The 24,044-nt window shown below is 63.0% G+C and carries 27 protein-coding genes and 1 pseudogene; 20 read left to right on the top strand and 8 right to left on the bottom strand.

Features of this window, described 5'->3' with window-relative positions:
- Positions 1–4: 4 nt before the first annotated feature.
- On the bottom strand, positions 5–1,483 hold the full coding sequence (gene rfaE1, locus NKJ46_RS31140; RefSeq protein ID WP_352670629.1) for a D-glycero-beta-D-manno-heptose-7-phosphate kinase: 1,479 nt from the start codon (positions 1,481–1,483) through the stop codon (positions 5–7).
- A 139-nt stretch (positions 1,484–1,622) separates the two neighbouring features.
- A complete protein-coding gene (locus NKJ46_RS31135) occupies positions 1,623–2,255 on the bottom strand; it encodes a LysE family translocator (RefSeq protein ID WP_352670626.1) in 633 nt (210 codons plus the stop codon).
- Between the two features lie 177 nt (positions 2,256–2,432).
- Here NKJ46_RS31135 and rfaD point away from each other — a divergent pair, with 177 nt between their 5' ends.
- The 3 genes from rfaD to waaC are packed head-to-tail and all read left to right on the top strand — an operon-like array spanning position 2,433 to position 5,334.
- Positions 2,433–3,383 carry an ADP-glyceromanno-heptose 6-epimerase gene (rfaD, locus tag NKJ46_RS31130; RefSeq protein WP_352670623.1) on the top strand — a complete coding sequence of 317 codons (951 nt, stop codon included), beginning with the start codon at positions 2,433–2,435 and terminating at the stop codon, positions 3,381–3,383.
- Complete coding sequence (gene waaF / locus NKJ46_RS31125) at positions 3,356–4,363, top strand: lipopolysaccharide heptosyltransferase II (RefSeq protein WP_352670621.1); 1,008 nt, start codon at positions 3,356–3,358, stop codon at positions 4,361–4,363. Before rfaD ends, waaF begins: the two co-directional genes overlap by 28 nt.
- A complete protein-coding gene (waaC, locus tag NKJ46_RS31120; protein WP_352670618.1) occupies positions 4,360–5,334 on the top strand; it encodes a lipopolysaccharide heptosyltransferase I in 975 nt (324 codons plus the stop codon). The genes waaF and waaC overlap by 4 nt, the downstream gene beginning before the upstream one ends.
- Before the next feature lie 138 nt (positions 5,335–5,472).
- Here waaC and greA read toward each other — a convergent pair whose 3' ends face one another.
- The gene (gene greA, locus NKJ46_RS31115; protein WP_352670616.1) at positions 5,473–5,946 is read right to left on the bottom strand and encodes a transcription elongation factor GreA; all 474 of its coding nucleotides are present in this window, start codon (positions 5,944–5,946) and stop codon (positions 5,473–5,475) included.
- Between the two features lie 319 nt (positions 5,947–6,265).
- Complete coding sequence (locus NKJ46_RS31110) at positions 6,266–6,805, bottom strand: tetratricopeptide repeat protein (RefSeq protein WP_352670614.1); 540 nt, start codon at positions 6,803–6,805, stop codon at positions 6,266–6,268.
- 236 nt (positions 6,806–7,041) lie between these two features.
- Here NKJ46_RS31110 and NKJ46_RS31105 point away from each other — a divergent pair, with 236 nt between their 5' ends.
- The 4 genes from NKJ46_RS31105 to NKJ46_RS31090 all read left to right on the top strand — a co-directional run bounded on the left by NKJ46_RS31105 (position 7,042) and on the right by NKJ46_RS31090 (position 10,265).
- A complete protein-coding gene (locus NKJ46_RS31105; protein WP_352489072.1) occupies positions 7,042–7,467 on the top strand; it encodes a DUF3775 domain-containing protein in 426 nt (141 codons plus the stop codon).
- Positions 7,468–7,987: 520 nt separating this feature from the next.
- A complete protein-coding gene (locus NKJ46_RS34890) occupies positions 7,988–8,533 on the top strand; it encodes an extensin-like domain-containing protein (RefSeq protein ID WP_502894907.1) in 546 nt (181 codons plus the stop codon).
- A 103-nt stretch (positions 8,534–8,636) separates the two neighbouring features.
- Positions 8,637–9,491, top strand: coding sequence for an extensin-like domain-containing protein (locus NKJ46_RS31095; RefSeq protein WP_352670609.1), 855 nt, complete (start codon positions 8,637–8,639; stop codon positions 9,489–9,491).
- A 66-nt stretch (positions 9,492–9,557) separates the two neighbouring features.
- Positions 9,558–10,265: an LssY C-terminal domain-containing protein gene (locus NKJ46_RS31090; RefSeq protein ID WP_352670606.1), complete on the top strand. Its 708-nt coding sequence runs from the start codon at positions 9,558–9,560 to the stop codon at positions 10,263–10,265.
- A gap of 47 nt (positions 10,266–10,312) precedes the next feature.
- Here the strand turns inward: NKJ46_RS31090 and NKJ46_RS31085 are convergent, their stop codons facing one another.
- Positions 10,313–11,332, bottom strand: coding sequence for a zinc-dependent alcohol dehydrogenase family protein (locus tag NKJ46_RS31085; protein WP_352670604.1), 1,020 nt, complete (start codon positions 11,330–11,332; stop codon positions 10,313–10,315).
- Positions 11,333–11,459: 127 nt separating this feature from the next.
- Between NKJ46_RS31085 and NKJ46_RS31080 the strand changes: the two genes are divergently transcribed.
- The 3 genes from NKJ46_RS31080 (at position 11,460) to NKJ46_RS31070 (ending at position 14,583) form a co-directional block, all read left to right on the top strand.
- A complete protein-coding gene (locus NKJ46_RS31080) occupies positions 11,460–12,401 on the top strand; it encodes a LysR family transcriptional regulator (protein WP_352670602.1) in 942 nt (313 codons plus the stop codon).
- Between the two features lie 59 nt (positions 12,402–12,460).
- The gene (locus tag NKJ46_RS31075; RefSeq protein WP_352670598.1) at positions 12,461–13,771 is read left to right on the top strand and encodes a hemolysin family protein; all 1,311 of its coding nucleotides are present in this window, start codon (positions 12,461–12,463) and stop codon (positions 13,769–13,771) included.
- A 200-nt stretch (positions 13,772–13,971) separates the two neighbouring features.
- Positions 13,972–14,583, top strand: a complete 612-nt coding sequence (locus NKJ46_RS31070) for a methyltransferase domain-containing protein (protein WP_352670595.1) — start codon at positions 13,972–13,974, stop codon at positions 14,581–14,583.
- Between the two features lie 152 nt (positions 14,584–14,735).
- On the opposite strand, the gene arr is transcribed toward NKJ46_RS31070, so the two are convergent.
- Positions 14,736–15,143, bottom strand: a complete 408-nt coding sequence (arr, locus tag NKJ46_RS31065; RefSeq protein ID WP_502894906.1) for an NAD(+)--rifampin ADP-ribosyltransferase — start codon at positions 15,141–15,143, stop codon at positions 14,736–14,738.
- Between the two features lie 199 nt (positions 15,144–15,342).
- Here arr and NKJ46_RS31060 point away from each other — a divergent pair.
- Positions 15,343–15,618 (top strand): annotated as a pseudogene (locus tag NKJ46_RS31060) (hypothetical protein); the annotation flags it as partial.
- Between the two features lie 70 nt (positions 15,619–15,688).
- Here NKJ46_RS31060 and NKJ46_RS31055 read toward each other — a convergent pair.
- Positions 15,689–15,979 (bottom strand): hypothetical protein, encoded by a 291-nt coding sequence (locus NKJ46_RS31055; RefSeq protein WP_352670590.1) that lies wholly within the window; start codon positions 15,977–15,979, stop codon positions 15,689–15,691.
- A gap of 195 nt (positions 15,980–16,174) precedes the next feature.
- Between NKJ46_RS31055 and NKJ46_RS31050 the strand changes: the two genes are divergently transcribed.
- The 5 genes from NKJ46_RS31050 to NKJ46_RS31030 all read left to right on the top strand — a co-directional run bounded on the left by NKJ46_RS31050 (position 16,175) and on the right by NKJ46_RS31030 (position 20,284).
- A complete protein-coding gene (locus NKJ46_RS31050; protein WP_352670588.1) occupies positions 16,175–16,492 on the top strand; it encodes an ArsR/SmtB family transcription factor in 318 nt (105 codons plus the stop codon).
- Complete coding sequence (locus NKJ46_RS31045; protein ID WP_352670585.1) at positions 16,489–16,977, top strand: SRPBCC family protein; 489 nt, start codon at positions 16,489–16,491, stop codon at positions 16,975–16,977. The genes NKJ46_RS31050 and NKJ46_RS31045 overlap by 4 nt, the downstream gene beginning before the upstream one ends.
- A 73-nt stretch (positions 16,978–17,050) precedes the next feature.
- A complete protein-coding gene (locus tag NKJ46_RS31040) occupies positions 17,051–17,464 on the top strand; it encodes an MAPEG family protein (protein WP_352670582.1) in 414 nt (137 codons plus the stop codon).
- Between the two features lie 88 nt (positions 17,465–17,552).
- Positions 17,553–19,550, top strand: coding sequence for an ABC transporter ATP-binding protein/permease (locus NKJ46_RS31035; RefSeq protein WP_352670580.1), 1,998 nt, complete (start codon positions 17,553–17,555; stop codon positions 19,548–19,550).
- A gap of 260 nt (positions 19,551–19,810) precedes the next feature.
- Entirely contained in the window at positions 19,811–20,284 is a 474-nt protein-coding gene (locus tag NKJ46_RS31030; RefSeq protein WP_352670664.1) for a VOC family protein, read from the top strand.
- A 234-nt stretch (positions 20,285–20,518) separates the two neighbouring features.
- On the opposite strand, the gene NKJ46_RS31025 is transcribed toward NKJ46_RS31030, so the two are convergent.
- On the bottom strand, positions 20,519–21,412 hold the full coding sequence (locus NKJ46_RS31025) for a transcriptional regulator GcvA (protein ID WP_352670578.1): 894 nt from the start codon (positions 21,410–21,412) through the stop codon (positions 20,519–20,521).
- A 205-nt stretch (positions 21,413–21,617) separates the two neighbouring features.
- Between NKJ46_RS31025 and NKJ46_RS31020 the strand changes: the two genes are divergently transcribed.
- The 4 genes from NKJ46_RS31020 to NKJ46_RS31005 all read left to right on the top strand — a co-directional run bounded on the left by NKJ46_RS31020 (position 21,618) and on the right by NKJ46_RS31005 (position 23,771).
- Positions 21,618–21,803 (top strand): DUF1127 domain-containing protein, encoded by a 186-nt coding sequence (locus NKJ46_RS31020; RefSeq protein WP_352670575.1) that lies wholly within the window; start codon positions 21,618–21,620, stop codon positions 21,801–21,803.
- A 72-nt stretch (positions 21,804–21,875) separates the two neighbouring features.
- Entirely contained in the window at positions 21,876–22,361 is a 486-nt protein-coding gene (locus NKJ46_RS31015; protein WP_352670572.1) for a VOC family protein, read from the top strand.
- Between the two features lie 36 nt (positions 22,362–22,397).
- Positions 22,398–23,123, top strand: a complete 726-nt coding sequence (locus NKJ46_RS31010) for an SDR family oxidoreductase (protein WP_352670570.1) — start codon at positions 22,398–22,400, stop codon at positions 23,121–23,123.
- Between the two features lie 213 nt (positions 23,124–23,336).
- Complete coding sequence (locus NKJ46_RS31005) at positions 23,337–23,771, top strand: FKBP-type peptidyl-prolyl cis-trans isomerase (RefSeq protein WP_352469784.1); 435 nt, start codon at positions 23,337–23,339, stop codon at positions 23,769–23,771.
- The last annotated feature ends 273 nt before the right edge of the window (positions 23,772–24,044 follow it).

The raw sequence follows: 24,044 nt of genomic DNA, 5'->3' as shown, positions 1-24,044 counted from the left end.
ACCCTCAGTTCCCGGCGCGTAGTTTACCGATGGTGCCGGTGGTGCTCTTGCCGGCGACGAGGTCGACCAGCACGACGCGCCCGCCGGCCTTCTGCACCACATCGGCGCCAACCACCTGATCGACCGTATAGTCGGCGCCCTTGACCAGTATGTCGGGGCTCAGCGCCTCGATCAGCGAAAGCGGCGTATCCTCCTCGAAGATGACGACGGCGTCGACCGAGGCAAGTGCTGCCAGCACGCAGGCCCGGTCATGCTGGTCGTTGACCGGGCGCCCCGGCCCTTTCAGCCGGCGCACCGAGGCATCGCTGTTGAGGCCGAGCACCAGCCGGTCGCACTGGCTGCGCGCCGCATGCAACAGGCTGACATGGCCCGCATGCAGAATATCGAAACAGCCATTGGTGAAACCGACGCTCAAGCCCTCGTCTTTCCAGCCCGCCACCAGCCGCGCCGCGGCGGCGGCATCGAGGATGGCATCCTTGTGGGCAACCGGGCCGTGCGAGCGAAACAGCGCACCGGTGAGTTCCTCGATCGTCAGCCGCGCGGTGCCGCGCTTGCCGACCACAACGCCGCCGGCGGCGTTGGCGATCGATCCGGCCATGACGCGATCCGCCCCTGCCGCCAGCGCCAGCGCGAAGGTCGCGATCACCGTATCGCCCGCGCCCGAAACGTCGAACACTTCGCGCGCCTGCGTGGCGATATGGCGGGCGTCGTCCGCACCGACGACGCTCATGCCCTTTTCGCTGCGCGTCGCGACGACGAAATCGAAACCGTGCGCCGAAATCAGCCGGCGCGCCGCCGCCTCGATCTCGTCGTCGGCAAATACTGCGCGGCCGACCGCCTCGCCGAGTTCCTTGCGATTGGGCGTGATTGCCGTCGCGCCGGCATAACGCGCATAGTCGCTGCCCTTCGGATCGACCAGCACCGGCTTGCCCGCTTCCCGGCAGATCGAGATCAGTTCGCCGGCGACGCCGTCGAGCAGCACGCCCTTGCCATAGTCGGACAGGATGACGATGTCGGCGCGCGCCAGCGCTTCGCGAAAATGCCCGACCAATGTCGCGCGCTCGGCATCGCCCAGCGGCTTGATTTCCTCTTCGTCGAAACGCAGCACCTGCTGGTTGAGCGCGCTGAAGCGGCTCTTGGACGAGGTCATGCGATCGGCATCCTGCGCCAGCCCGCCGGTGTCGACGCGAAATTCGCCGAGCATGCGCATGACGTTCTTGCCGGCCTCGTCAGCGCCGATCACCGAGACCGGTATGACGGCAGCGCCGAGAGAAACGATGTTGGCGACGACATTGCCGGCACCGCCCATCGCCAGCGTTTCGCCGCGCCCGTGCAGCACGGGGATCGGCGCTTCCGGCGAAATGCGCTCGATCACGCCGTTGACGAAACGGTCGAGGATGAAATCGCCAACCACCAGCACGGTGGCGCTGCCGAAGCGCGAAATGGCGCGGTGAAGAGGTTCGGGAGAGGGCAGCTTGATCATGTCAACGCGCGGGAGGGCCGATTTTCAGTGACGGGAAATTCGATTGGCAGGGCCGGCCGTTCATGGCGATGCCGATATACCGCAATTTCAGCCGACGCAACGCCGGGGGTTTGACCGATCGCGGCGGCGAGACAGTGCGTCAGCTTTTTTGCAACGCGACATGCACGCCCAGCCCGACGAGCACCGCACCGCCGGCGCGCCGCATCAGGCGCTGCGCCCGGCTCGACTGCCGCAGCCTGGCGATCACCGCGCCGGCCAGTATCACGCAAACAATGTCGGCCGACGAGAACATCAAATTGACGATCGTTCCAAGCACGACGAACTGCAGCCAGACCGGAAAGACTGCCGAGGCATCGATGAATTGCGGCAGGAACGCCATGAAGAAAATCGCCGTTTTTGGGTTGAGCACCTCGACGGCAACGCTCTCGAAAAAGGCGCGGCGGGCGGATTTCGGCTGAATTCCCGGCAAGACAACGTCACCTTGCGCCTTGGCGCGAAACAACGAAACACCGAGCCAGATCAGATACAGCGCACCGACCAGCTTGACCGCCATGTAAAGCACCGGCACGGCATGGAAAAGCACCGACAGGCCAACGGCGGCGGCGAAGACATGAACGTAGCCGCCAAGATGGATGCCGAGCGCCGCCATCAGGCCGGACCAGCGGCCGCGCGCCATGGTTTGCGCGGCGGCATAGAGCATGGCGGGACCGGGGATATAGGCGAAGATCGCCGTCGTGGCGAAAAAGGCGACAAGCAGTTCGGTTGACGGCATTACCTTGCTCCTGTCGCCGATCGGCCGGCAGGCCGACTGAAACGTGACCTTTGCGGCGTCACTATGGCGCTCATCCGGCCGCCCCGCCACCTGCTTTGTCGACAGCCCGGCCCGCCTCCCCTATAAGGCCAGAATCCCACAAGGGCTACAACCGGCACAAAGGTACCAGAGGCTTTCATGATCATCGTCACGGGCGGCGCCGGCATGATCGGTTCCAACATCGTCGCCGCGCTCAACGCCGACGGTTTCAGCGATATCCTCGTCGTCGACGACCTCACCGACGGCCACAAGATCGCCAACCTCGCCGATCTCGAGATCGCCGACTATCTCGACAAGGGCGATTTTCTGGCGCGGATGGAGGCCGGTGACCTCGGCCGCATCGAGGCGGTCTTCCACCAGGGCGCCTGCTCGACCACCACCGAATGGGACGGCAAGTTCATGATGGAGGTCAACTACACCTATTCGAAGCGCCTGCTGCACGCCTGCCTGGCGCTGCGCGTGCCCTTCCTCTATGCCTCCTCCGCTTCCGTCTATGGCGGCGGCGCCGAGTTCCGTGAGGAGCCGCAATACGAGCGGCCACTGAACGTCTATGCCTATTCGAAAAAGCTGTTCGACGACTATGTCCGCCGTACCGTGTTCGATACCGACCATTCGCCAGTGGCGGGCCTGCGTTATTTCAACGTCTACGGACCGCGCGAGGCGCACAAGGGCGCCATGGCCTCGGTCGCCTTCCATTTGTTCAACCAGGTCGAGCAAGGCCAGAACCCGAAGCTGTTTGGCGCCTATGGCGATTTCGGGCCCGGCGAGCAGAGCCGCGATTTCATCCATGTCGGCGATGTCGCCGACGTCAATCTGTGGCTGTGGAAACGCGGCTCGAGCGGCATCTTCAACTGCGGCACAGGCAAGGCCCAGCCGTTCCGCGCTATTGCCGAAACGGTGATCGATACGCTCGGCAAGGGCCAGATCGAATTCATCGAGTTTCCTGACCACCTCAAGGGCAGCTACCAGAGCTTTACGCAAGCTGATATGTCCCGCTTGCGCGCAGCCGGTTACAATGGCCAGTTCCGCACAGTGGAAACCGGCGTCAGAGACTATGTCGAATGGCTGAAAGCCCAACGATCCTCGTGATCGGCCCACGCTGGGTGGGCGACATGGTGATGGCGCAGTGCCTGTTCTCGGCGCTGAGGGAGCTTCATCCGAACGCCGCGATCGACGTGCTGGCGCCGGCCTGGGCAGCGCCGCTGGTCAAGCGCATGCCTGAAATCCGCCAGCAGATCGACCTGCCGCTGAATTCCGGCGCATTCGAATTCCGCACCCGAAGGCGCTTCGGCCGCCTGCTGCGCGGCCGCTACGACATGGCCTTTGTCCTGCCGGGAAGCTGGAAATCGGCGCTGATCCCGTTTTTTGCCGGCATTCCGCGCCGTGTCGGCCATCTCAAGGAAATGCGCTACGGGCTTCTGACCGACATCGTGCCGTTGCCCGACCGCCTGAAACGGCGCACCGCGCAGGCCTATTTCAGCCTTGCTCGGGGTGGCGCCTTCCAGGCCCCGAAGCTTGTCGTCGATCAAGCCAGCCAGGCGGCACTGCTCGGCCGTTTCGGGCTGACGGCGGGGAAATTCGTGGCACTCATGCCCGGCGCCGAATTCGGTCCGGCCAAGCGGTGGCCGAGCGAACACTATGCCGGCCTTGCCCGTGAGATGATGGCGAAAGGGTTTGGCGTGGCGCTGTTCGGATCGAAGAAGGACGCCGAGGTGACGGCGGAAATCGCCGCGCTTGCGCCGGGCGCCGTCGATCTCGCCGGCCAGACAAGGCTCGAGGATGCCATCGATCTGATTGCGGCGGCGAGGCTCGCCGTTTCCAACGACAGCGGGCTGATGCATGTCGCCGCCGCCGTCGGCACGCCGGTCGTCGCCGTCTACGGCTCGACATCGCCTGAGAACACGCCGCCGCTCGCCGAGAGTCGCGAACTGGTCTGGCTCGGCCTGTCCTGCTCGCCCTGCCACAAAAAAATCTGCCCGCTCGGTCATCTCAACTGCCTGAAGACGTTGGAGGTCGAACGCGTCGTGGCGGCGGCGGAGCGGCTGCTGGAAATGCCGGCCGCCGCATGAAGGTGCTGATCGTCAAGACGTCGTCTATGGGCGACGTCATCCACACCTTCCCGGCGATCGAGGATGCACGCCGCGCCCGGCCGGATATCTCCTTCGACTGGTGTGTCGAAGAGGCCTTTGCCGGCATCGTGGCGCTGCACCCAGCCATCCAAACCATCCACAGCGTGGCGATCCGGCGCTGGCGCAGGAAGCTGCTCCAGCCCGGCACATGGCGGGAAGTGGTCGGCTTGCGCCGCGCCTTGCGCGATTGCCGCTACGACCTTGTCCTTGATGCACAAGGCTTGCTGAAATCGGCGCTGGTGGCGCGGCTGGCGGCAGCGCCGATCGCCGGTTTCGACCGTTCGAGCGCCCGCGAGCCTTCGGCGAGCCTGTTTTATGGCCGTCGCTACCCCGTGCCGCGCGGCCTGCATGCCATCGAGCGCACGAGGCGGCTGTTCGCCCTGGCGCTCGGCTACGAGCCGGATTTTTCCCGGCTTGAATCGGGCATCGTGCCGCCAGCCGAAAGGTCGACTTTTGCTGGTGAAAAGACCGCCTTCCTGCTGCACGGCACCAGCCGCGAGGACAAGAAATGGCCGGTCGCGGACTGGATCGAAACCGCCCGCCTGCTGGTGGACAAGGGAATGACACCGGTCACCACCTGGTCGGACGACCGGGAAAAGGCAGTTGCCGAGGCGATCGCCGGCGCCGTCTCGCAGACCGTGGTGTTTCCCAGGTCGCCGCTTGCCGAGATCGCCGCCGTCATCGGCGGCTCGACGCTGGTGATCGGCGCCGACACCGGCCTGACCCATCTCGCCAGCGCTTTCGGCCTGCCGACGGTGGCGATATTCCTCGCCACCGAGCCCGGCCTGCCCGGCCCGCGCGGCCCATTCTCGTCGCCGCGCCGGGCCCGGGCCGGCCGCCGCGCCACGCCGCCGGAGGTGATGGCGGAAGCAGAGAGATTGCTGGCGCTTAAATTACAAGGCGCTGCATAGGACCTTTTCAGAATTCGCTCTGGCGAGTCGAATAGCGTGGTTTTCGAGAACCGGAGCGGAGCGTACTTAAAGTACGTGAGCACCGGAAGCGCAGAAAACCGCGCTAGTCGGCCGCCAGAGTAGAATTATCAAAAGGTCCTAGATGAACTGCACCTGGACGATCTCGTAGCCCCTGGCGCCGCCCGGTGCGTTGACCTCGATGGCGTCGCCGACTTCCTTACCGATCAGGGCACGCGCGATCGGCGAGGAGATCGAGATGCGGCCGGACTTCACGTCCGCTTCCTGGTCGCCGACGATCTGGTAGGTCTTTTTCTCCTCGGTATCCTCATCGACCAGCACCACGGTGGCGCCGAACTTGACCTTGTCGCCGCTGAGCTTGGTGATGTCGATCACCTCGGCCCGCGCGATCAGGTCCTCGAGTTCGTTGACCCGGCCCTCGTTGAGGCTCTGTGCCTCTTTTGCCGCGTGATATTCGGCATTTTCGGAGAGGTCGCCATGCGAGCGCGCTTCGGAAATCGCCTCGATGATACGCGGCCGCTCCTGTTGCTGGCGCCAGCGCAGTTCTTCCTTCAATGACGCGAACCCCTCGCCTGTCATCGGGACCTTGTTCATAATGCCTGACCTTTCCTGCCGCCGCCCCCGCGATCGGGAGCGACCTTGTCGATGGTACAAAAAGAAAACGGTCCGGCAGCCTCGCTAACGGAACCGTCTCACCACAATCTTGCAAGATATAGCAATCTTCGCGGGTTTTTCACGTCCAAAAAGTCGGATTTTGAAAAATCATCCACCGATTGGGCAGCTGACCTAACGTCAAGGAGCGCATCAGGTGCGCCGTGATGCCAAATTCCGGGTTCGGGGCAGCATTCCAGCACAGCAAAAAACCGGCTGCGATCGCTCACAGCCGGTTATGAGCAGCGTTCCGGAGGTCGGATCAGCTCCTCATGAAATGATCGATCTGCTCCGACAGCATGCCGTATTCGCGAGATCCCTTGCCCGTGCGCTTCTCGATTTCGCGGAGCTGTTCCTGGGCGCCGGCAAGATCGCCAATCTGCAAGTGCGCCTCGCCGAGATATTCGCGTACCAGCGTGTAATTCGGGTCGATGCGCAGCGCTTCCTCGTAGTAGCCGAGGCCAACGGTGACACGGCCGGAATGGCGATGCGAATAGCCGAGATAGTTGAGGATGCGCGGGTCCTGCTTGTTGGCGGCGAGGCTGAGCACGGCGATCGCCTCGTCATAGCGTCCATCCATCGCCAGCGCGCGACCGGCATCATAGATGCTGTCGTCGTCCAGCATGCCTTGCTTTGGCGAGACACATTTCTTCTGCTTCTTGTCCCAGACCTGCCCCTTCTTGCACTGGCTCTGGCCGCCATCGCTGCCGCCTCCCCCGCCTTCACCAGCCGAAAACGCCGGAGCCGCAATCAGCGGCAGGGCGGCGATGGCCATGGCGTAAATCAGCAATCGTCTGCGCATCGAACTCTCCTTTGAACCTGACAATGCAACACTAACGCCGGGCCGAAGCCGTTTCGTCCCCGGAAAATGCCATCCTATCTCAAAACCGCGATCTCTCCCAGGAAGGCATCTTATCCCGGGAACGGAGCGCATCGGAAATCATGCTTCACGATTAACGCCGACGCGCAAGATAACGTGACGAGCGCTGCAAATCCGCTATCATCGGGCCGACCGAGCACGAAGCAGGGAGACGGCCGGTGCAGCAGCGCGTTGAACGAGACTGGGAGCTTTCGATCGGTCCCGACACCGTGCGTCTGTTCATCCTGAAGGCGAAGGCGCTCAGCGCCGCCGTCAACGAAGACTATGCCGACGGCGCCGAGCACGAGGTAGAGCTCGACGGCAACGCGCACGACAACCACCATCATGACGGCCTTGCCGAGGAAAGCTCCGAAGATCTCACCGAAGAAGAACTGCGCGAGCTGATCGACGATCTCAATGTCGACGAAGCGGCCGAACTGATTGCGTTGGCCTGGGTCGGCCGCGGCGACTATGACGCGACGGAATGGATGGACGCGCTGACCGCCGCCCGCGAGCGCGCCAACAAGCGCACGGCAAAATATCTGCTCGGCATGCCGCTGCTGGCCGACTGGCTCGAGGAAGGCCTGGAAGCGATCGGCGCGTGACGGCGCGGTTACCGATTGTGATCGGCCGCCCCCCTCGCCCAAGGCAACTTCCCTGCATTCTGGCCGTTGCGACGTAATGGCGGCGCTAGGTTTTTCCAAAATGCGCAGATTGCTGCTGGCCGCTGCGGCTACGCCGCTGGCGGGACCCGTTTTAGCCAAGGCGCCCGAGCTGCCGCAAACTGCACCGGTTCCGCAGCTCAACCAGCAAGTCACTCCGCCGCCACCAACCGAGATCCCGGTCCCCGAACCGCGCCCGGCGGATGCCCCGGCGGCTGAGCCGCCCCAGGCCACTCAGCCGCAAAGCGGTCAGTCCCGGAACGGCCAGCCGCAAAACGGCCAGCCCAAGACGGAGCAGCCGGAACCGCCGGCGACCGCCCCAAAACCTCCTGAAAAGCCGGCACAGGCAGAGCCACCGGCAAGCCCACTGAACCCTTCAGAAAAACCGGCCGAGGCGGGGGAGAAAAAAGAGGAGCAAAAAATCATTCCAGATCCTCGATCGGCTGCCATTGCCGGGAAAGAAATGCCGGCGGAGGAATTGGCCTGCCGCAGGCGGCTGAAATCGATGGGCGTCGATTTCGAGGAGCGCAAACCCGAGCATGATACGGCGGTCGGTTGCTCGATCCCTTACCCGATCGTGCTGAAGACCCTCGGCAAATCCATCGCCATCGGCCCGGACCCCGAGCTCAATTGCCAGATGGCGGAAGCGGCCGCACGCTTTGCTGCTTCGGTCATCCAGCCTGCTGCAAAGGCCGAGTTCGGCACGGATATCAAATCGATCGGCCAGGCCTCCGCCTTCGTCTGCCGCCCGCGCCACGCCGGCGGCAAACTGTCGGAGCACGCCTTCGGCAACGCGCTCGACATCGCCAGCTTCACGCTCTCCGACGGGAAGGAGATCGATGTTGGTGCAGCGCCGCCAGAGAAGGACGCGAAATTCCTGGATACAGTGCGCAAGGCGGCCTGCGGGCCGTTCAAGACCGTGCTTGGCCCCGGCAGCGATGCCGATCATTCGCTGCATCTCCACTTCGACCTCGAACCGCGCCGCAATGGCGGCACGTTTTGCAAATGATGGCGGGCGCCGCAATTTGGCCGCAGGCGTGAACGGCGCCGCTGATTTTTCCTTTACTCTTCAGGTTTAGAGTCTGTGCCATCTGGGGACAGGAACCCTTCCGATGGCCGGGCTACTTCGCGCTGCGTTTGCCGCTGCGCGGCACACAGAATGCGCGCGCATAGCCGGCAGGCTTGCCGCCCTGCTTGCCATTGCGGCGGTCTCGGCCTGCAACACCGGCAGCGTCCTGTCGCTGCAGCCGGCCGTCGATGTCGGCAGCCAGACCGCTGCCGTCCCGCCCAATTCCGACCCACAATATTCCGGCCCACAAGATTCCGGCCCGGAATATTCGGGTATGCAGCGCCTCGTCCCGTCCAACCCCTATATGACGGCCGCCTATCCGCGTATGGATAACCCGATGTCGCCGACCGAACAGATGCCGGCCACGGAGATCGATTGCCGCAAGGAACTGAAGCGCCTCGGCGTCGTCTACACCGACGTTGCGCCGATCCACGAAGGCCAGTGCGGAATCGATTATCCGGTCAAGATCTCGGCCATCGGCAGCGTCGAGATGAAGCCGGCCGCGACGCTGACCTGCGACATGGCCGCCACCTTTGCCGGCTGGACCAGGAACGAACTCGTCCCGTCGGCCCGCTGGCGCTATTTCTCAGGCGTCAAGACCATCCACCAGGGCTCGAGCTATTCCTGCCGCAGGATTGCCGGCGAAGGTGTTTTGTCGGAACACGGCAAGGGCAATGCGCTCGACGTAATGAGCATCGAGCTCAACAATGGCGACGACATCGACGTCCGCAAACCCGGCCTGTTCGCCTTCCGCACACGCGGCTTCCTCAACAATGTGCGCGCCGACGGCTGCCAGTATTTCACCACTGTGCTCGGCCCCGGCTACAATTACGATCACCGCAACCATTTCCATTTCGACATCAAGAACCGCAAGAACGGCTACCGCGCCTGCCGCTGATTGCAGCCCCTGCCCAAGACCTGCTGCGCCGATTAAGATGATGCGCAGACGCTTGGGTGGTGCCTCTTGAGCCAACGAAGCCTTCGACGACGTGCGACGACCTGGTTGGTGGCATGCTGTGCCGCTTATCTTTCGCTCGCCTATTTCGCCGCGCCTGAGTTCTGGACGTTGCGGGACCGCAATTTTCGCAATCAGCAATTCGAGATGGTGACGCACACGCCGCAAGGCATTCCGGGCGATCCCATCAATGTCGGCCTGGTCGGCACGAAGAAGGAGCTTGTCCATGCTTTTGCCGTCGCCGGCTGGGATACGGCAGACGCCATCACGCTGAAGACCGCCATCGAGATCGGCGAAAGCGTGCTGTTTAACCGCCCCTATCCCGACGCGCCGGTCAGTCGGCTGCTGTTCGAAGGCCGCGCCCAGGACCTCGCCTTCGAAAAACCGGTCGGCGACAGCGCCGACCGGCGCCACCACGTCCGCTTCTGGCAGACCGATTCAACCGGAGACGACGGCCGGCCGCTTTGGCTTGGCTCGGCAAGCTTCGACCGCGGCGTCGGCCTCAGCCATGACACCGGCGCGATCACCCATCATATCGGCCCCGACATCGACGCCGAGCGCGATGCGCTGATGCGCGACCTCTCCGCCGCCGGCATGCTGATCTCGACCAGCGAGATACCAGGCGTCGGCGCCACAAAGACCGGGCGCAACGGCGAAGGCGATCCCTATTTCACCGACGGCAAGGCCATCATCGGCGTCCTGCTGCAACTGCCGTAGGCGCGCAATCGGCCTTCCCGTCTGACAGCCATTTCGTCCCAACGGGCTCAGGGCACGGTGATCACGATCTTGCCGAACGGTCCTGTCTCCAGACGCTCAAATGCCTGCGGCACATCGTCGAAGCCAAACACCTTGTCGATCACCGGCTTGATCGTGAGCGTCTCGATCGCCTGGTTCATTCGCTCGAAAGCGCGGCGGTGGCCGATCGATATGCCTTGTACGACGATCCGGTTGCGCAGGAACGGAATGATCGGGAAACTGAGCTCCATGCTGCCGAGAAGGCCGATGAGCGACAGCCTGCCGTCGGCGCCCAGCGCATTGAGCGAGCGCCGCGCATTGTCGCCGCCGACCATTTCCAGCACATGGCTGACGCCGGCCCCGTTTGTCAGTTCGCGCGACGCCTCGTCCCATGCCGGCTGGCTGCGATAATTGATCCCCTTCCAGGCGCCGAGCGCCTTCGCCCGCTCGAGCTTCTCATCGCTGCTCGAGATGACGATGGCGCGCAGGCCGAAGGCGGCGGCAAATTGCAGCGCAAACAGCGACACGCCGCCGGTGCCCTGGATGAGAACGGTTTCGCCCGGGATCGGCTTGGCCGCCTCGACCAGCGCGAACCACGCCGTCAGCGCCGCGATCGGCAGCGTCGATGCCTCGACGTCGCTGAGCGACGGCGGCGCCGCCACGGCGGCATCCTCATGAAAAAGCACATGCTCGGACAGCGTCCCGGGCAGTGACGAACCCAACGTACGCTTGTGCAGCACGGGCGGCGCGTCGCCGTCCGGCCAGTCGGCGATCACCTGGCCGAGCACGCGCTGCCCGATGCCGAAGCGGCTGACTTTGCCGCCGATGGCGACCACTTCGCCTACCGCGTCCGATGTCGGCACGAACGGAAAGCTGAGGTCCGGTATCAGCACGCCATCGACGATCATCCTGTCCTTGTAATTCAGCGATACCGCTGTGACGCGTACCAGCAGATCATGCGGTCCGGGTTGGGGCAGCTTTCCCTCAGCCGGCTTCAACCTGGACAGGCCGAAACCGTTCATCTGCCAGGATCTGTTTTCGGTGCTCATTTGGTTCGCGCTCCGTGGTTGATGGCTGCGCGAGACATTTACGCCGTTTCACTATGGAGAAAAGTGCTTCCATGTGGCATGTTCTGCAACAGATTAAGGAGCAAAACTCTACAATAGGGGCGCTTTATTGGAATCGGCCAATTTGCAAGGCATCGTCGCATTCGTTCACGCGGTGGAGGCCGGCAGCTTCACCGGCGCCGGCGCGCGGCTGCATGTCACGAAATCGGCGGTCGGCAAGTCGATCGCGCAGCTGGAACAGCGATTGGGCGTTCGCCTGCTCAACCGCACCACCCGCAGCCTCAGCCCGACCAGTGAGGGCCTGAGCTATTACGAAGCCTGCGTCAGGGCATTGGCCGAGATCGAAGCCGCCCAGTCGCTGTTGGCATCGCGCAAGCAGGTGCCTTCCGGCCGGCTGCGCGTCGACCTGCCTTTGGCTTTTGGCCGCCGGTGCGTCGCCCCGCTGCTGTTCGACATTTCCAAGAAATTCCCGGACCTGACGATGGAAATCTCGTTCAACGACCGGCGCGTCGACCTGATCGAGGAAGGCATCGACCTGGCGGTGCGCATGGGCGACCTCGACGACAGCTTGTCGATCGCCGCGCGCCGCATCTATGCCCAACGTTCGGCCATCTGCGCCGCCCCCGCCTATCTCGACGCCCATGGCAGGCCGCAATCGATCGAGGACCTGGCCAGGCACAGCCTCATCGGCTACGGCCGCGACGGCACGGTCCATCCCTGGACCGTGAGGCATGCCGACGGCCGCCTCGAAAAGTTCGCGCCCAGGGCGCGGCTGGTGCTCGGCCACGGCGAACCGATGCTCGATGCGGTACTGGCCGGCTGCGGCATCGTCTATCTGCCGACATGGCTGACGGCCGACAGCATCAGGCGCGGCGAACTCGAAATGGTCCTGTCGGACCGTCTTGTCGAAAACACCGTGGTGCATGCCATCTGGCCGGTAACACGCAACCTCGCGCCAAAGGTGCGCGTCGTCGTAGACGCCCTGATCGAGCATTTTTCCGCACCGCCGTGGGATGCCGGATGGGTGCCGCCTCACTGCTCCGCTCGCTAAATTTAAAAAGCGCGACCGTCCTATTTTCGAAAACCGCGCGGCAATGCTATGGACCCGGCATGCTTTATGCTGAAATTGCCATCGTGGTCGTCCTCATCTGCGTGAACGGCCTTCTGTCGATGTCCGAGCTCGCCATCGTCTCGTCGCGGCCGGCGCGCCTCAAGACGATGATCGACCGCAACGTCAAGGGCGCCGGCCGGGCTCTGGCGCTCGGCGCCAATCCGGGAAAGTTCCTGTCCTCGGTGCAGATCGGCATCACTTTGGTCGGCGTCCTGTCCGGCGCGTTTTCCGGCGCCACGCTCGGCGAGCGGCTGGCCACCTTCCTGGCGTCGGCCGGCGTCCGCGAAAGCCTCGCCGACCCGCTCGGTGTCGGCATTGTCGTCGCCATCATCACCTATGGCTCGCTAGTCATCGGCGAACTGGTGCCCAAGCAGATCGCATTGCGCGACCCCGAACGGGTCGCCGTCAGGGTCGCTCCGGCGATGACCATCCTCGCCAGCGTTTCGGCGCCGCTGGTCTTCCTGCTCGATTTTTCCGGCCGCGCCCTGCTGTGGCTGCTTGGCCAGCACGGTCAGAGCGAGGATAAGGTCACCGACGAGGAGATCAAGATGCTGGTCGCGGAAGCTGAGCACCACGGCACCATCGAATCCGACGAACGGCGCATGATCGCCGGCGTCATGCGGCTCGGCGACCGTGCCGTGCGCGCGGTGATGACGCCGCGCACCGAGGTCGACTGGATCAATCTGCAGTCCGACGAGGCGGCCATCAGGAAGCTGCTGATGGACACCCAGCATTCGCGCCTACCGGCCGGCGACGGCGGCGTCGACGCCATGATCGGCGTCGTCCAGACCCGCGACGTGCTGGCGGCGATGCTCGGCGGTCGCGCTCTCGACCCGCGCCGGCACGTGCGCACGGCCCCAATCGTGCATGACCAGGCCGATGCGCTGGACGTGCTTGCGACGCTGAAGGAATCCGACGTGCCGATGGCGCTGGTACATGACGAATACGGCCATTTCGAAGGCATCGTCACCCCGGCCGACATACTGGAAGCGATTACCGGCGTCTTCCGTTCTGATCTCGATGCCGGCGAAGAGGAAAACGCCGTCAAGCGCGAGGACGGCTCATGGCTGCTCGCCGGCTACATGCAGGCCGACGAGATGGCGGAGGTCCTCGGCATCGACCTGCCCGAGAACCGCGATTACGAAACCGTCGCCGGCTATGTGCTGTCGCATTTGCACCATCTGCCGGCGACCGGCGAATGTGTCGACGCGCAAGGCTGGCGCTTCGAGGTCGTCGACCTCGACGGCCGCCGCATCGACAAGCTCATCGCCACCCGCCTGCCCGGCGGCCACCGCGAGGTCGTGCGGTAACGAGCGACGCGACTTATGGGCTAAATGCTCGCGGCGACACCGCTCGCACAGTCAAAGTTGATTGGGAATACCGCCTATGGTCGACCACCTTTTCGCCGACTCATATCTCGCTGCCGTCTACGATGCCTGGCACCCGAGATCTGCGCGCGACGACTATGATTTCTACCTGCCCCGCATTCTAACAGCAGACGCGGTGCTTGATGTCGGATGTGGAACGGGCACCCTCCTTCACGAGGCACGCCTGGCCGGACATTCAGGGCGGCTCTGCGGCAGACCCAGCACCCGGCGTGTTGAATCGCGCACGAACGCGCACGGATATCGAATGGGTCCTCGGCGATCTCCAATCGGCCGCCTGGACAGCCGAGTTTGATCTCATTGTGATGACGGGGCACGCATTCCAGGCCCTTGTCAGCGACGAAGACCTGGGGGATTTCATGGCGGCTGCGCGACACGCCCTTGTGCCAGGCGGATGCTTCGCGTTCGAAACGCGGAACCCTTCGGTGCGGGCGTGGGAACGCTGGACACCCGAAAATGCGGTCGTCGTTGAGCTACCTGACGGATCTCTGGTGCAGATCACAACAGAGGTGATCATACCGTTCGACGGACAGACGGTGACATTCACCCACAGGTTCGGCGGAAAGCATCCGAGCCTTCCGCAAGTTAGTCGCAGCACCTTGCGCTTCCTCGACACGGACGCCTTATCGAGCCTGCTGGGGAACGCAGGGCTACGGATCGAACAGCAATTCGGCGGCTTTGACGGCAGCCCGCTTGGCCCTTCGAGCCCCGAGATCGTTACGTTCGCGGCGAGATGAAAGGAAGCATCCGCTCTCCAGCCCGTGCAAGGAACGACAACTCACGGACCCATTGCGGACGTGGAGCCGTATTTCGCGGCGGCTGCGACGCAGAAATGAGACTGCCGCCGACCGTCAGCCAGGTCAATCTTGGCAATCGCAGGACTTCGCGATCAATCGATCGCCTCGATGCCCTGCGCCTTCAGCCGTTCGAGATGGTCCTTCATCTCTTTCAGCCTCTCGGGCGAGTGGCCCTGCCACTCGGTGACCTCGCCCGTGATCCTGAGCGGCTCGCGACAGCGATAGGACTGCGTCGGATTGCCGGGAAATTTCTTGTCCGTAAGATTGGGGTCGTCGATGATCGGGCCGGTTGGCTCCACGACGTAGATCCTTTCGCGTCCGTCACCGGCGGCCAGTTCTGCACCCCAGATAGCCGCGTCCAGAGTGCCGGTCAGATAGACCCAGCCTGCCTGCTTTCGCGCGCCGTAATTGGAGCTGTAACCGGCTTCGATCAGGTCTCCCGGTTTAAGGTCGGCCCGGGTGCCGTGGTAGAATTGGCGCGGCTTGTCGGAGGCTGTCATCGGCTCGCTACTCATCCTCGTTGTCTCAGGCAGCATGGCGTCGTGGCGCGCACTATGTCATGCATGTCATCGAATCAAGCGTCTGGCCGCGCGGTTATCGGCTTCCGACACCCATTCCGGTCATCCCGCCCGATGCGCGCTAGCCGTCGGCTGCCGGCGCGGTTATTATCGGCGCCCTGTACCGTCGCTATGGTGAAAAATGGATCTGCAAGCCTTCAGGGATTCGATTGCCAAACCACAGCCTCCAGCCGGCTTGAGCCCTGCCCTGCAGGCGCTGTGGTGGGATGCAAAGGGCGATTGGGCTAAGGCGCACGAGTGCGCGCAGCAGCGCGACGATACGGCGGGCATGCACGTGCATGCCTACCTCCACCGCAAGGAAGGCGACCAGTCGAATGCGGAATACTGGTATCGCCGCAGCAATGCGGCGCCGTCGACCTTAACGCTTGACGAGGAATGGCAAGAGTTGGTGCGTGCATTTTTTGCAGCAAAGCTGACGCTGCTCAGTCACCGCAAAATAGCCGGTCCTGCAACCACTCGCCGGAGTTTCAGCTGGCGCCCTGTGGCTTGTCCCGGCCGTTCCATTCCGCATTGCGCGCCCGCGCCTCTTCGGCGATCAGCTTGAACTCCCGCATCTTCGCAGCTTCGATGGCGAATGCGCTGCTCGGCAGGACGCCAGGGTCCTCCTGACTGTTCTGAAACTGAAAACGTGCCTCCAGTTCGGCCCATATTCGCTCGGGTGCCGTATCGAGGCTAGCAAGCAGCGCGACGACCAGCGCCAAAGTCTCGCGATGGGCGTTCAGCCGTCCCTCGATCTCTTCATTCGGCAATTTGGACATGCAGGTCGCTTCCAGTTTCTGGCTCAACGGCAAAATCGCACCCTTGTTCCGGAATTCAGCGCCGGCACGTGAGCAATTCCGAAGACGCGAGCAACAGTTTTTCCCGTTAACCGACAGGGTCCGACCGGGGCTGAATTCCGCACCGTCGACCCTCCAGGTTGACAGCGCAGGCCCCATCGATTTAAGTTCGCGTTAGTGGCCACTAACGCGAAACATTGGACAGCGCTCGGAGACTCGACGAGGCGCACGATATTCGAACTGTTGGTCGAACAGCCTTGTTCGGTCAGCGGACTTGCTCGTGTGCTGCCTGTGACCAGGCCGGCGGTCTCTCAGCACTTGAAAGTACTCAAGGATGCCGGGCTCGTGGCCGACACGCGCTCTGGCAAGGAACGAATATACCGTATCGATCCGAACGGCCTGGCAAGTCTGCGCGCGGAAATCGATGAGTTCTGGAGCAAGACCCTGGCAGGCTACAAATTGGCAGTCGAGCATCCAAAGAAGGACCAGCCATGAGCAAGTATCCTGCAACCGCGCCCGTAAAGCATTTCGTCGTTGTCGACGCACCTATCGAGCGTGCCTTCAAGGTCTTCACCGAGGGTTTCGGGAGGTTCAAACCTCGCGAGCACAATCTTCTTGCCGTGCCGATCGCAGAGACGATCTTCGAACCCAGGGTCGGGGGTCACGTTTACGATCGCGGCGTGGACGGCAGCGAATGCCGCTGGGCTCGTGTGTTGGCTTACGATCCCCCCGGCCGGCTGGTTCTGAGCTGGGACATCAGTCCTCGGTGGCAGATTGAGAGCGACCTGAACAAGACCAGCGAATGGGAAGTCAGGTTCACGGCTGAGACGGAGAACCGAACCCGGGTTGAGATCGAGCACCGGAACCTCGAACGCCATGGCGAAGGCTGGGAGGGCGTGCGCGTTGGGGTTGATAGCGATCAAGGCTGGCCGCTGTACCTGCGGCGGTTCCAGGACCTTTTCCCTGGTGCGGCGGCCTGAACCGTCCGCGCCTTCGCGAGCATGACTCGCAAGCACCGTCTGGTTCACTGCGATTCCAGGGAGCGGAGACAACATGGAAGTCTATTGGTTAAGCATTCTCGGCGTGCTCGTGCTCTGTTTGCTATCGGTAGTATCGGCAGTCTACTCGGGTTCGTCCAAGGGATTTGCAGGAGCGCTGGCGGGACCGGTAGTCCCGGCAGACGACGACAATCGGCTCTATAGGATAGACCGCGTTCACATGAACTCGGTCGAGGCACTGGCGCCCTTTATCGTGCCCGCGGCGCTAGCGATGATGGTTGGCGTCGGAGCGGCCACTTTGGCGATATTGGTCTGGACCCACCTGGCGATACGCCTCCTCCACCTGGGAGTCTACCTGCGTGGCGGAAACGCCGCCAAGGGAGGTAGTGTCAGGACGATCTTGTACGTCTCTGGAGCGCTGGTCACGTTTGCCCTTATTCTTGTGACTGGATGGACAGCGCTCAATTAACGTTGGCGCCACTCCGTGGAGGCTGCAGTTCGCGACACTCGGCGGCTGACGCTATGAAACCTTCTGATTTATAAGCCGTTATCGCCGGATGCCCGAGGCTAAATTAAAGCCGAAATCGGTTGACGACGCCCAATCGCGCGATGCCGAGAAGTCGCGCCACGAGAAACAATCGACCTTCGAAGTCGCGTCAGAGGTCGTCGGCGAGCCCGCGCCGCCGCCGGATGTCACCGAACCCGATCCTGAGCTGACACCGGAAGAGGCCGAGCGGGCGCGCAAGAGATACCTGCTTAAGCGCTTCTGGATCAGCGCGCGCGGTTATTGGGGCAGCAGTGGCGACAAGCTCGCTTGGCCGTTGACGATCGGGCTTTTGGTTCTGATCGTCACCAATGTCGGCTTCCAGTATGGGATCAATGTCTGGAATCGCGCAATTTTCGACGCCATCGAGCAACGCGATGCCCATACCGTATATTGGCTGAGCGCCGTGTTCCTGCCACTCGTGTTCGGAAGTGCAAGCCTTGTGGTGGCACAAGTCTTCTTTCGCATGAGGATACAGCGCCGCTGGCGCTCCTGGCTCACCACAGCGGTCATCGCGCGTTGGCTGGCGAGCGGCCGCTACTATCAGCTGAACCTCGTCGGCGGCGACCACAGCAATCCCGAAGCCCGCATCGCCGAGGATTTGCGGATTGCCACCGAATCGCCCGTCGATTTCATCGCCGGTGTCATCGTCGCATTTCTGTCGGCCTCGACCTTTATCGTGGTGCTGTGGACGATCGGCGGCGCGCTGACCCTGCCGATCGCAGGTTCGACCGTCACCATTCCCGGCTTCCTTGTCATCACCGCGGTGCTTTATGCCGCGATCACGTCCACCTCGATGGCGGTCATTGGCCGCCATTTCGTCCGCCTCTCCGAGGGAAAAAATCAGGCGGAAGCCGAGTTCCGCTACACGCTGACGCGCGTGCGGGAAAACGGCGAGAGCATCGCATTGCTCGGCGGCGAGGAGGAGGAGCGCAGCGGCATCGACAAGACGTTCGCCAATGTGCTCCGGCAATGGGCGCTCCTTGCAGGCCAGCACATGCGCACGGCGCTGGTGTCGCAGGGGTCGAGCCTGTTTGCGCCCGTCGTGCCGGTCTTGCTTTGCGCTCCAAAGTTTCTCGAAGGCAGCATGACACTTGGACAGGTCATGCAGGCTGCCTCGGCCTTTGCCATCGTGCAGGGCGCGTTCGGATGGCTGGTCGACAACTACCCCCGTCTCGCCGATTGGAACGCCTCTGCACGGCGCATCGCCTCGCTGATGATGTCGCTCGACGGGCTCGAGCGCGCGGAACAGAGCAACACGCTGGGCCGCATAAAGCGCGGCGAAACCGGCGGCGATGCAATGCTCAGCCTGAACAATCTCTCCGTGTCGCTCGACGACGGCACCGCCGTGGTCAAGGAAACCGAGGTCGTGATCGAACCGGGCGAACGGGTGCTCGTGGCCGGCGAATCCGGCTCGGGCAAGAGCACGCTGGTGCGGGCCGTCGCAGGTCTGTGGCCATGGGGTAGCGGCAGCGTCAACATCCGCGCCGACAGACGGTTGTTCATGCTGCCGCAACGGCCCTACATCCCGACCGGGACGCTTCGCCGCGCGGTCGCCTATCCAGGCGCCGCCGACAACTGGACGCTGGATAAGATCAAGACCGCCCTCGACAAGGTGGGGCTCGATTATCTCAACGACAGGATCGAGGAGGACGCGCCATGGGACCAGACCTTGTCGGGTGGAGAAAAGCAGCGCCTCGCCTTCGCGCGTCTTCTGCTGCACCGCCCCGATATCATCGTGCTGGATGAGGCAACGTCGGCGCTCGATGAGAAGAGCCAGGACAAGATGATGGAGATGATTATTCGCGAATTGCCGAAGGTCACCATCATAAGCGTAGCGCATCGCGCCGAGCTGGAAGCCTTCCATAGCCGCAAGATCACATTGGAGCGGCACAAAGGCGGCGCAAAACTTGTCAGCGATATCGAACTCGTCCCGCGCAAGGACAGACGGAACTTGCTCATGCGCCTTCTGAGGCAACGGCGCGCCAACGGAAAGCCAGCGCGACCTTGAGCAAAGCGGCGCTGCCCCAGACAAAAAGTGAGGCCGCCGGTCGGACCAGGCCGACCATCGCCCATTCGAGTCACTGCCCGCATCTGGTCCTGAAAGCACCAGCCGTGATACCTTGATTCCGGGCAGGTGTTGCTGTCGGAACGTCGATGGCACGAGCGCATTTCCATGTTCGTGGTGCAACGCCGAGGCCGGTTGTGAAAAACCCGGGTTGATTTCAAAAGCCCAGATTGATTTCGAAAGCAAAGGGACCAGCAATGACAATCGCCAAGAACACGATCTGCCTTTGGTACGACAAGGACGCCGAGGCTGCGGCTCGCTTCTATGCCGAGACTTTTCCCGACAGTTCGGTGAAGTCCGTCCACCGCGCCCCCAGCGACTACCCGTCCGGCAAGGCGGGCGACGTGCTGACGGTCGAGTTCACAGTCGCCGGCATCCCCTGTCTCGGCCTTAATGGCGGGCCCGCGTTCAAACACAACGAAGCCTTCTCCTTCCAGATCGCCACCGACGATCAGCAGGAGACCGACCGCTACTGGAACGCCATCGTCGGCAATGGCGGCCAGGAAAGTGCGTGCGGTTGGTGCAAGGACAAATGGGGCATCTCCTGGCAAATCACGCCGCGCGTGCTGACCGAAGCGATGGCCGCCGGCGGCGATGAAGCAAAGCGCGCATTCGACGCGATGATGGAGATGAGGAAAATCGACGTCGCGGCGATCGAGGCGGCGCGGCGCGGTTGACAGTCCGGGGGTGGAAGTCGGTGCATAACCCGGGCGAGGAGGTCATCGAACAGAGCGGCGCCAGGAATGCCGTCCTAGTCCACGAACCAGTCTTCTACAGCCTGGACGTCGATGCCGCTTACCGCGGACGGGTGCTTTTCGACTCGCGTGCCTGGATCATCACCGCAGTTCGGGCGAGCAGCTAGTAACCGCTCGATTTGATCTGTAGACGATCCTGTTTTCTCGGTCTTCCCGTCAACCCATTTGCGGCGCGACTTCTGAAAGCAGCCAATCCCGGAAAGCCTTGACCTTGCGCTGACGGATCGCCTCCGGCGGGTAGACGAGATAGAAGCTGGAGGGGGATTTCAGGGCGTGGCCGAAGGGGCGGACAAGTCGCCCGGCGGCAAGGTCGGCCGCAACCAGCATGGTCCGGCCGAGCACCACCCCCTCGCCCTGTGCGGCCGACTCCATGGCAAAGGTGGCAGAGTCGAAGGTAATCCCGCTCCGTGGGTCCACGCCCTCGACCCCGGCGCTCGCCAGCCAGGTCGCCCAGTCGATCGGAAAGCTGTCACGGATCAGCGTGTGGTGTCTGAGGTCCTGAGGCGTTCGGAGCGGACGTGCACCCTCAAGAAGCTTTGGGCTGCACACTGGAAACACCTCCTCGCCGGTGAGGAACTCTGACGTGAGCCCCGGATAGTGCCCGCTGCCATAACGGACGGCGACGTCGATGCCGTCGCCGAGGAAGTTGGTCAGCTTCCCGCTTGTCGAAACCCGCACGTCGACGTCGCCATGTGCTCGGTGAAAGCGGTAGAGGCGCGGCACCAGCCATCTCCCCGCGAAGCCATCGGAGGTACTGACGTTCAATGTCGAGCTCGAATAGCGAGCTGTTGCGGCAGCGGTGGCGGCCGCCAACTGGTCGAGCACCTCGCGCACCGCCCGCGCATAGGGCTCGCCAACGGCTGTCAGGCTCACCGAACGCGTAGCGCGCTCGAACAGCTGCACACCGAGCTGATCCTCAAGGTTCTTGATCGCCCGGCTGACGGCGCCGTGGGTGACATGAAGTTCCTCTGCCGCCTTGGAGAAACTCAACAGGCGCGCCGCCGCCTCGAAGCTCGGCAAGGTGGTGAGGGGAGGCAGCTTCCGGGGCATGGATCGATATCTGTATGTGTGAGTACTGCTCACACATTGTCGCCGATAAGTCGTTTGTCGTCCAGGTCGGAAGACGGCATGTTTGCTCGCGTATTCAGTCACTCATCGCCGCTGCAAAGGCAGGTTTGATGTGACTGAAACTCTCGCTGATGAAAGTCGAGGGGTAACTGCAACACCAAAACTGCCGCCACTCTGGGAGAGCACCATGAACCCCAAACGAGTTGAACCTATCGTCGACGCCCTCGCCGGCATGGCCGGCCGCATCCTCGCCTCGAGCAGCCGGCGCCGGACCGAGCGGCTTATTGCACGCTTCTCGGCCCGCCGGCTCGAAGACCTCGGGTTTGCCCGCGACTGGGACGGCTCGGTCTATCGGCCGTCGCACCACCGCTAGCCTGAACGAAAGCAACAGCGGACAGGCTCTTCGCCAAAGATCGCTGTCGCAAGGAATTAACGGAGAACGGACATGGCCACCATCCACCCATTCCTCTGGTTCAACACCAATGCGGAGCAAGCCCGCGATTTCTATCTCTCAGTCTTCAAGAACAGCAAAGCGCTCCAGACGATCGAATACACCGACTGGGTGTCCGGAACCAACAAGACGGTCCCGCATGCCACCTTCGATTTCGAGCTCGAGGGCCTGCACCTTACAGCGCTCAACGCCGGGCCGCAGCCGCCCTTCAACGAGCGGCTCTCGCTCTACGTCGAGACCAGGGACCAGGCCGAGACCGACTACTACTATGAGGCGCTCACCGCCGGCGGCGGCAGGGCACAACCCTGCGGCTGGCTTACCGACAAGTTCGGCGTCTATTGGCAGGTCATCCCGGAAATCCTGCCGCGGCTCAGTGGCGACCCGGACCGCGAAAAGGCCAACCGCGTCCGGCAGGCGATGTATGGAATGCGCAAGATCATCATTGCCGACCTCGAAGCCGCCTATGCCGGCAAGGCCTGACCCTCACCGAAATCGCAAACGAATGGAGAACCCCCAATGACATCGCTCGTGGACAGGAAAGTCATCGTCGTCGGCGGCAGCTCCGGCATCGGTCTCGGCGTCGCGGAAGCTGCTCTCAACAGCGGAGCGAAGGTCGTGATCGTCGGCCGCTCGCCCGAGAAACTGCAGGCAGCCAAACGGCCGCTCAATGCAGGCCGCGCGACGAGCGTGGTCGCCGACATGACCAACGAAGCAGACGTTGCTCGCCTGTTCGAAGAGGTCGGTCCCTTCGATCACCTGATATCGACCGCCGGAACACTGCCGCCCGGCGATCCCATCGGCAGTACAGACATGGAGGCTGTGCGACGCTTCGTCGATAACAAGCTGATTGGCGCCGTCATGCTCTCCAAGCACGCTGTGAGCACCCTGAAGGCCGGCGGCTCCATGACCTTCACCTCGGGAATAAACAAGGATCGGCCGCCGGTGCCGGGAGGCTCGGTCGTCGCCGCGATTGCCGGTTCATTCAGCTACTTCGCCCGCGCCCTGGCGCTCGAACTGGCTCCGACGCGCGTCAATGTCGTGTCGCCCGGATGGGTAGACACACCGATGTGGGACATCGTTGGAGAAGCCAAATCCGGCTTCTTTGCCGACATGGCTGCCCGGCTGCCATCCAGAAAAATTCCGACCGCTGCGGGCGTCGCCGCCGCCTATGTCTATCTCATGGAAAGCGACTTCACGACCGGCGAGACAATCCGCATCGATGGCGGCCATAACCTGATCTAGCCGCCATTTGCATACCGCGACCGCTAGTCCGGTGCACTGCTGCCGAAGGCGGCGGACGTCGGCGGGTCATGCCGGCGTCGCTCAATCGGGGTTTACATCGGCAGCCAGGTCCCTAGTTTTAGCGTTTCGCGCCGCGCACCCGAGTGCGTGGATGATCGAGGACGGGACCGTGAGCTTTGGCCGGCCCCTCGAAACTTTCAAAGGATGGCTATCATGACACAGGCCAAGAATGGCGACACCGTGCGCATCAATTACAATGGCCGCCTGGCTGACGGCACTCAGTTCGATTCTTCCGGCAACGAACCGCTGCAATTCACGTTGGGTGAAGGACAAGTGATCGCCGGTCTCGAAACCCATGTCGAGGGCATGGAGGTGGGCGCGAAAAGCACCGTCACCATTCCCGCCGACGCCGCCTATGGCCCCCACCGCCCCGAAGCGGTGATGACCGTCGATCGCGCCCGCGTGCCAGACAACATCAACGTCGATATCGGCACTCGATTGCAGGTCAGAACCCCAGAAGGGCGCCCGATGCCGGTAACAGTCGTCGGCGTGGACGACACCAGCGTCAAGCTCGACGGCAATCATCCGTTAGCGGGACGGGATCTGGTGTTCGACGTTGAACTGGTCGAGATCGTTCAGGCGGCATAGGGCACGGCAAAGCGCGTATCCGCCACGATTTTCGGGTGACGCATTTCGACCGGCGGTTCCGGCGATGCGTCACCTGTCGGAGGGAAAGACCGCGACGGCGGAAATCGTGTAGCTTACAGCAACCCATAGAGACATTCGGCATCTGGAATGTCCAATTCAGCGTCGCAGTCTCCAGGACCTGCGGAAGCGTAGTGTCTCAGTCGTCTAATCGCGGACCAAAATGCAAGCCCAAATTTGTATTGAGGCGTCGTTTGCCGGGAGCACGGTCGTCTT

The organism is Mesorhizobium sp. M0166 (assembly GCF_040322255.1).
Taxonomy (GTDB): domain Bacteria; phylum Pseudomonadota; class Alphaproteobacteria; order Rhizobiales; family Rhizobiaceae; genus Mesorhizobium.
The sequence above is the reverse complement of the archived record's forward strand: the minus strand, read 5'-3'. Positions and strand labels throughout refer to the sequence as shown.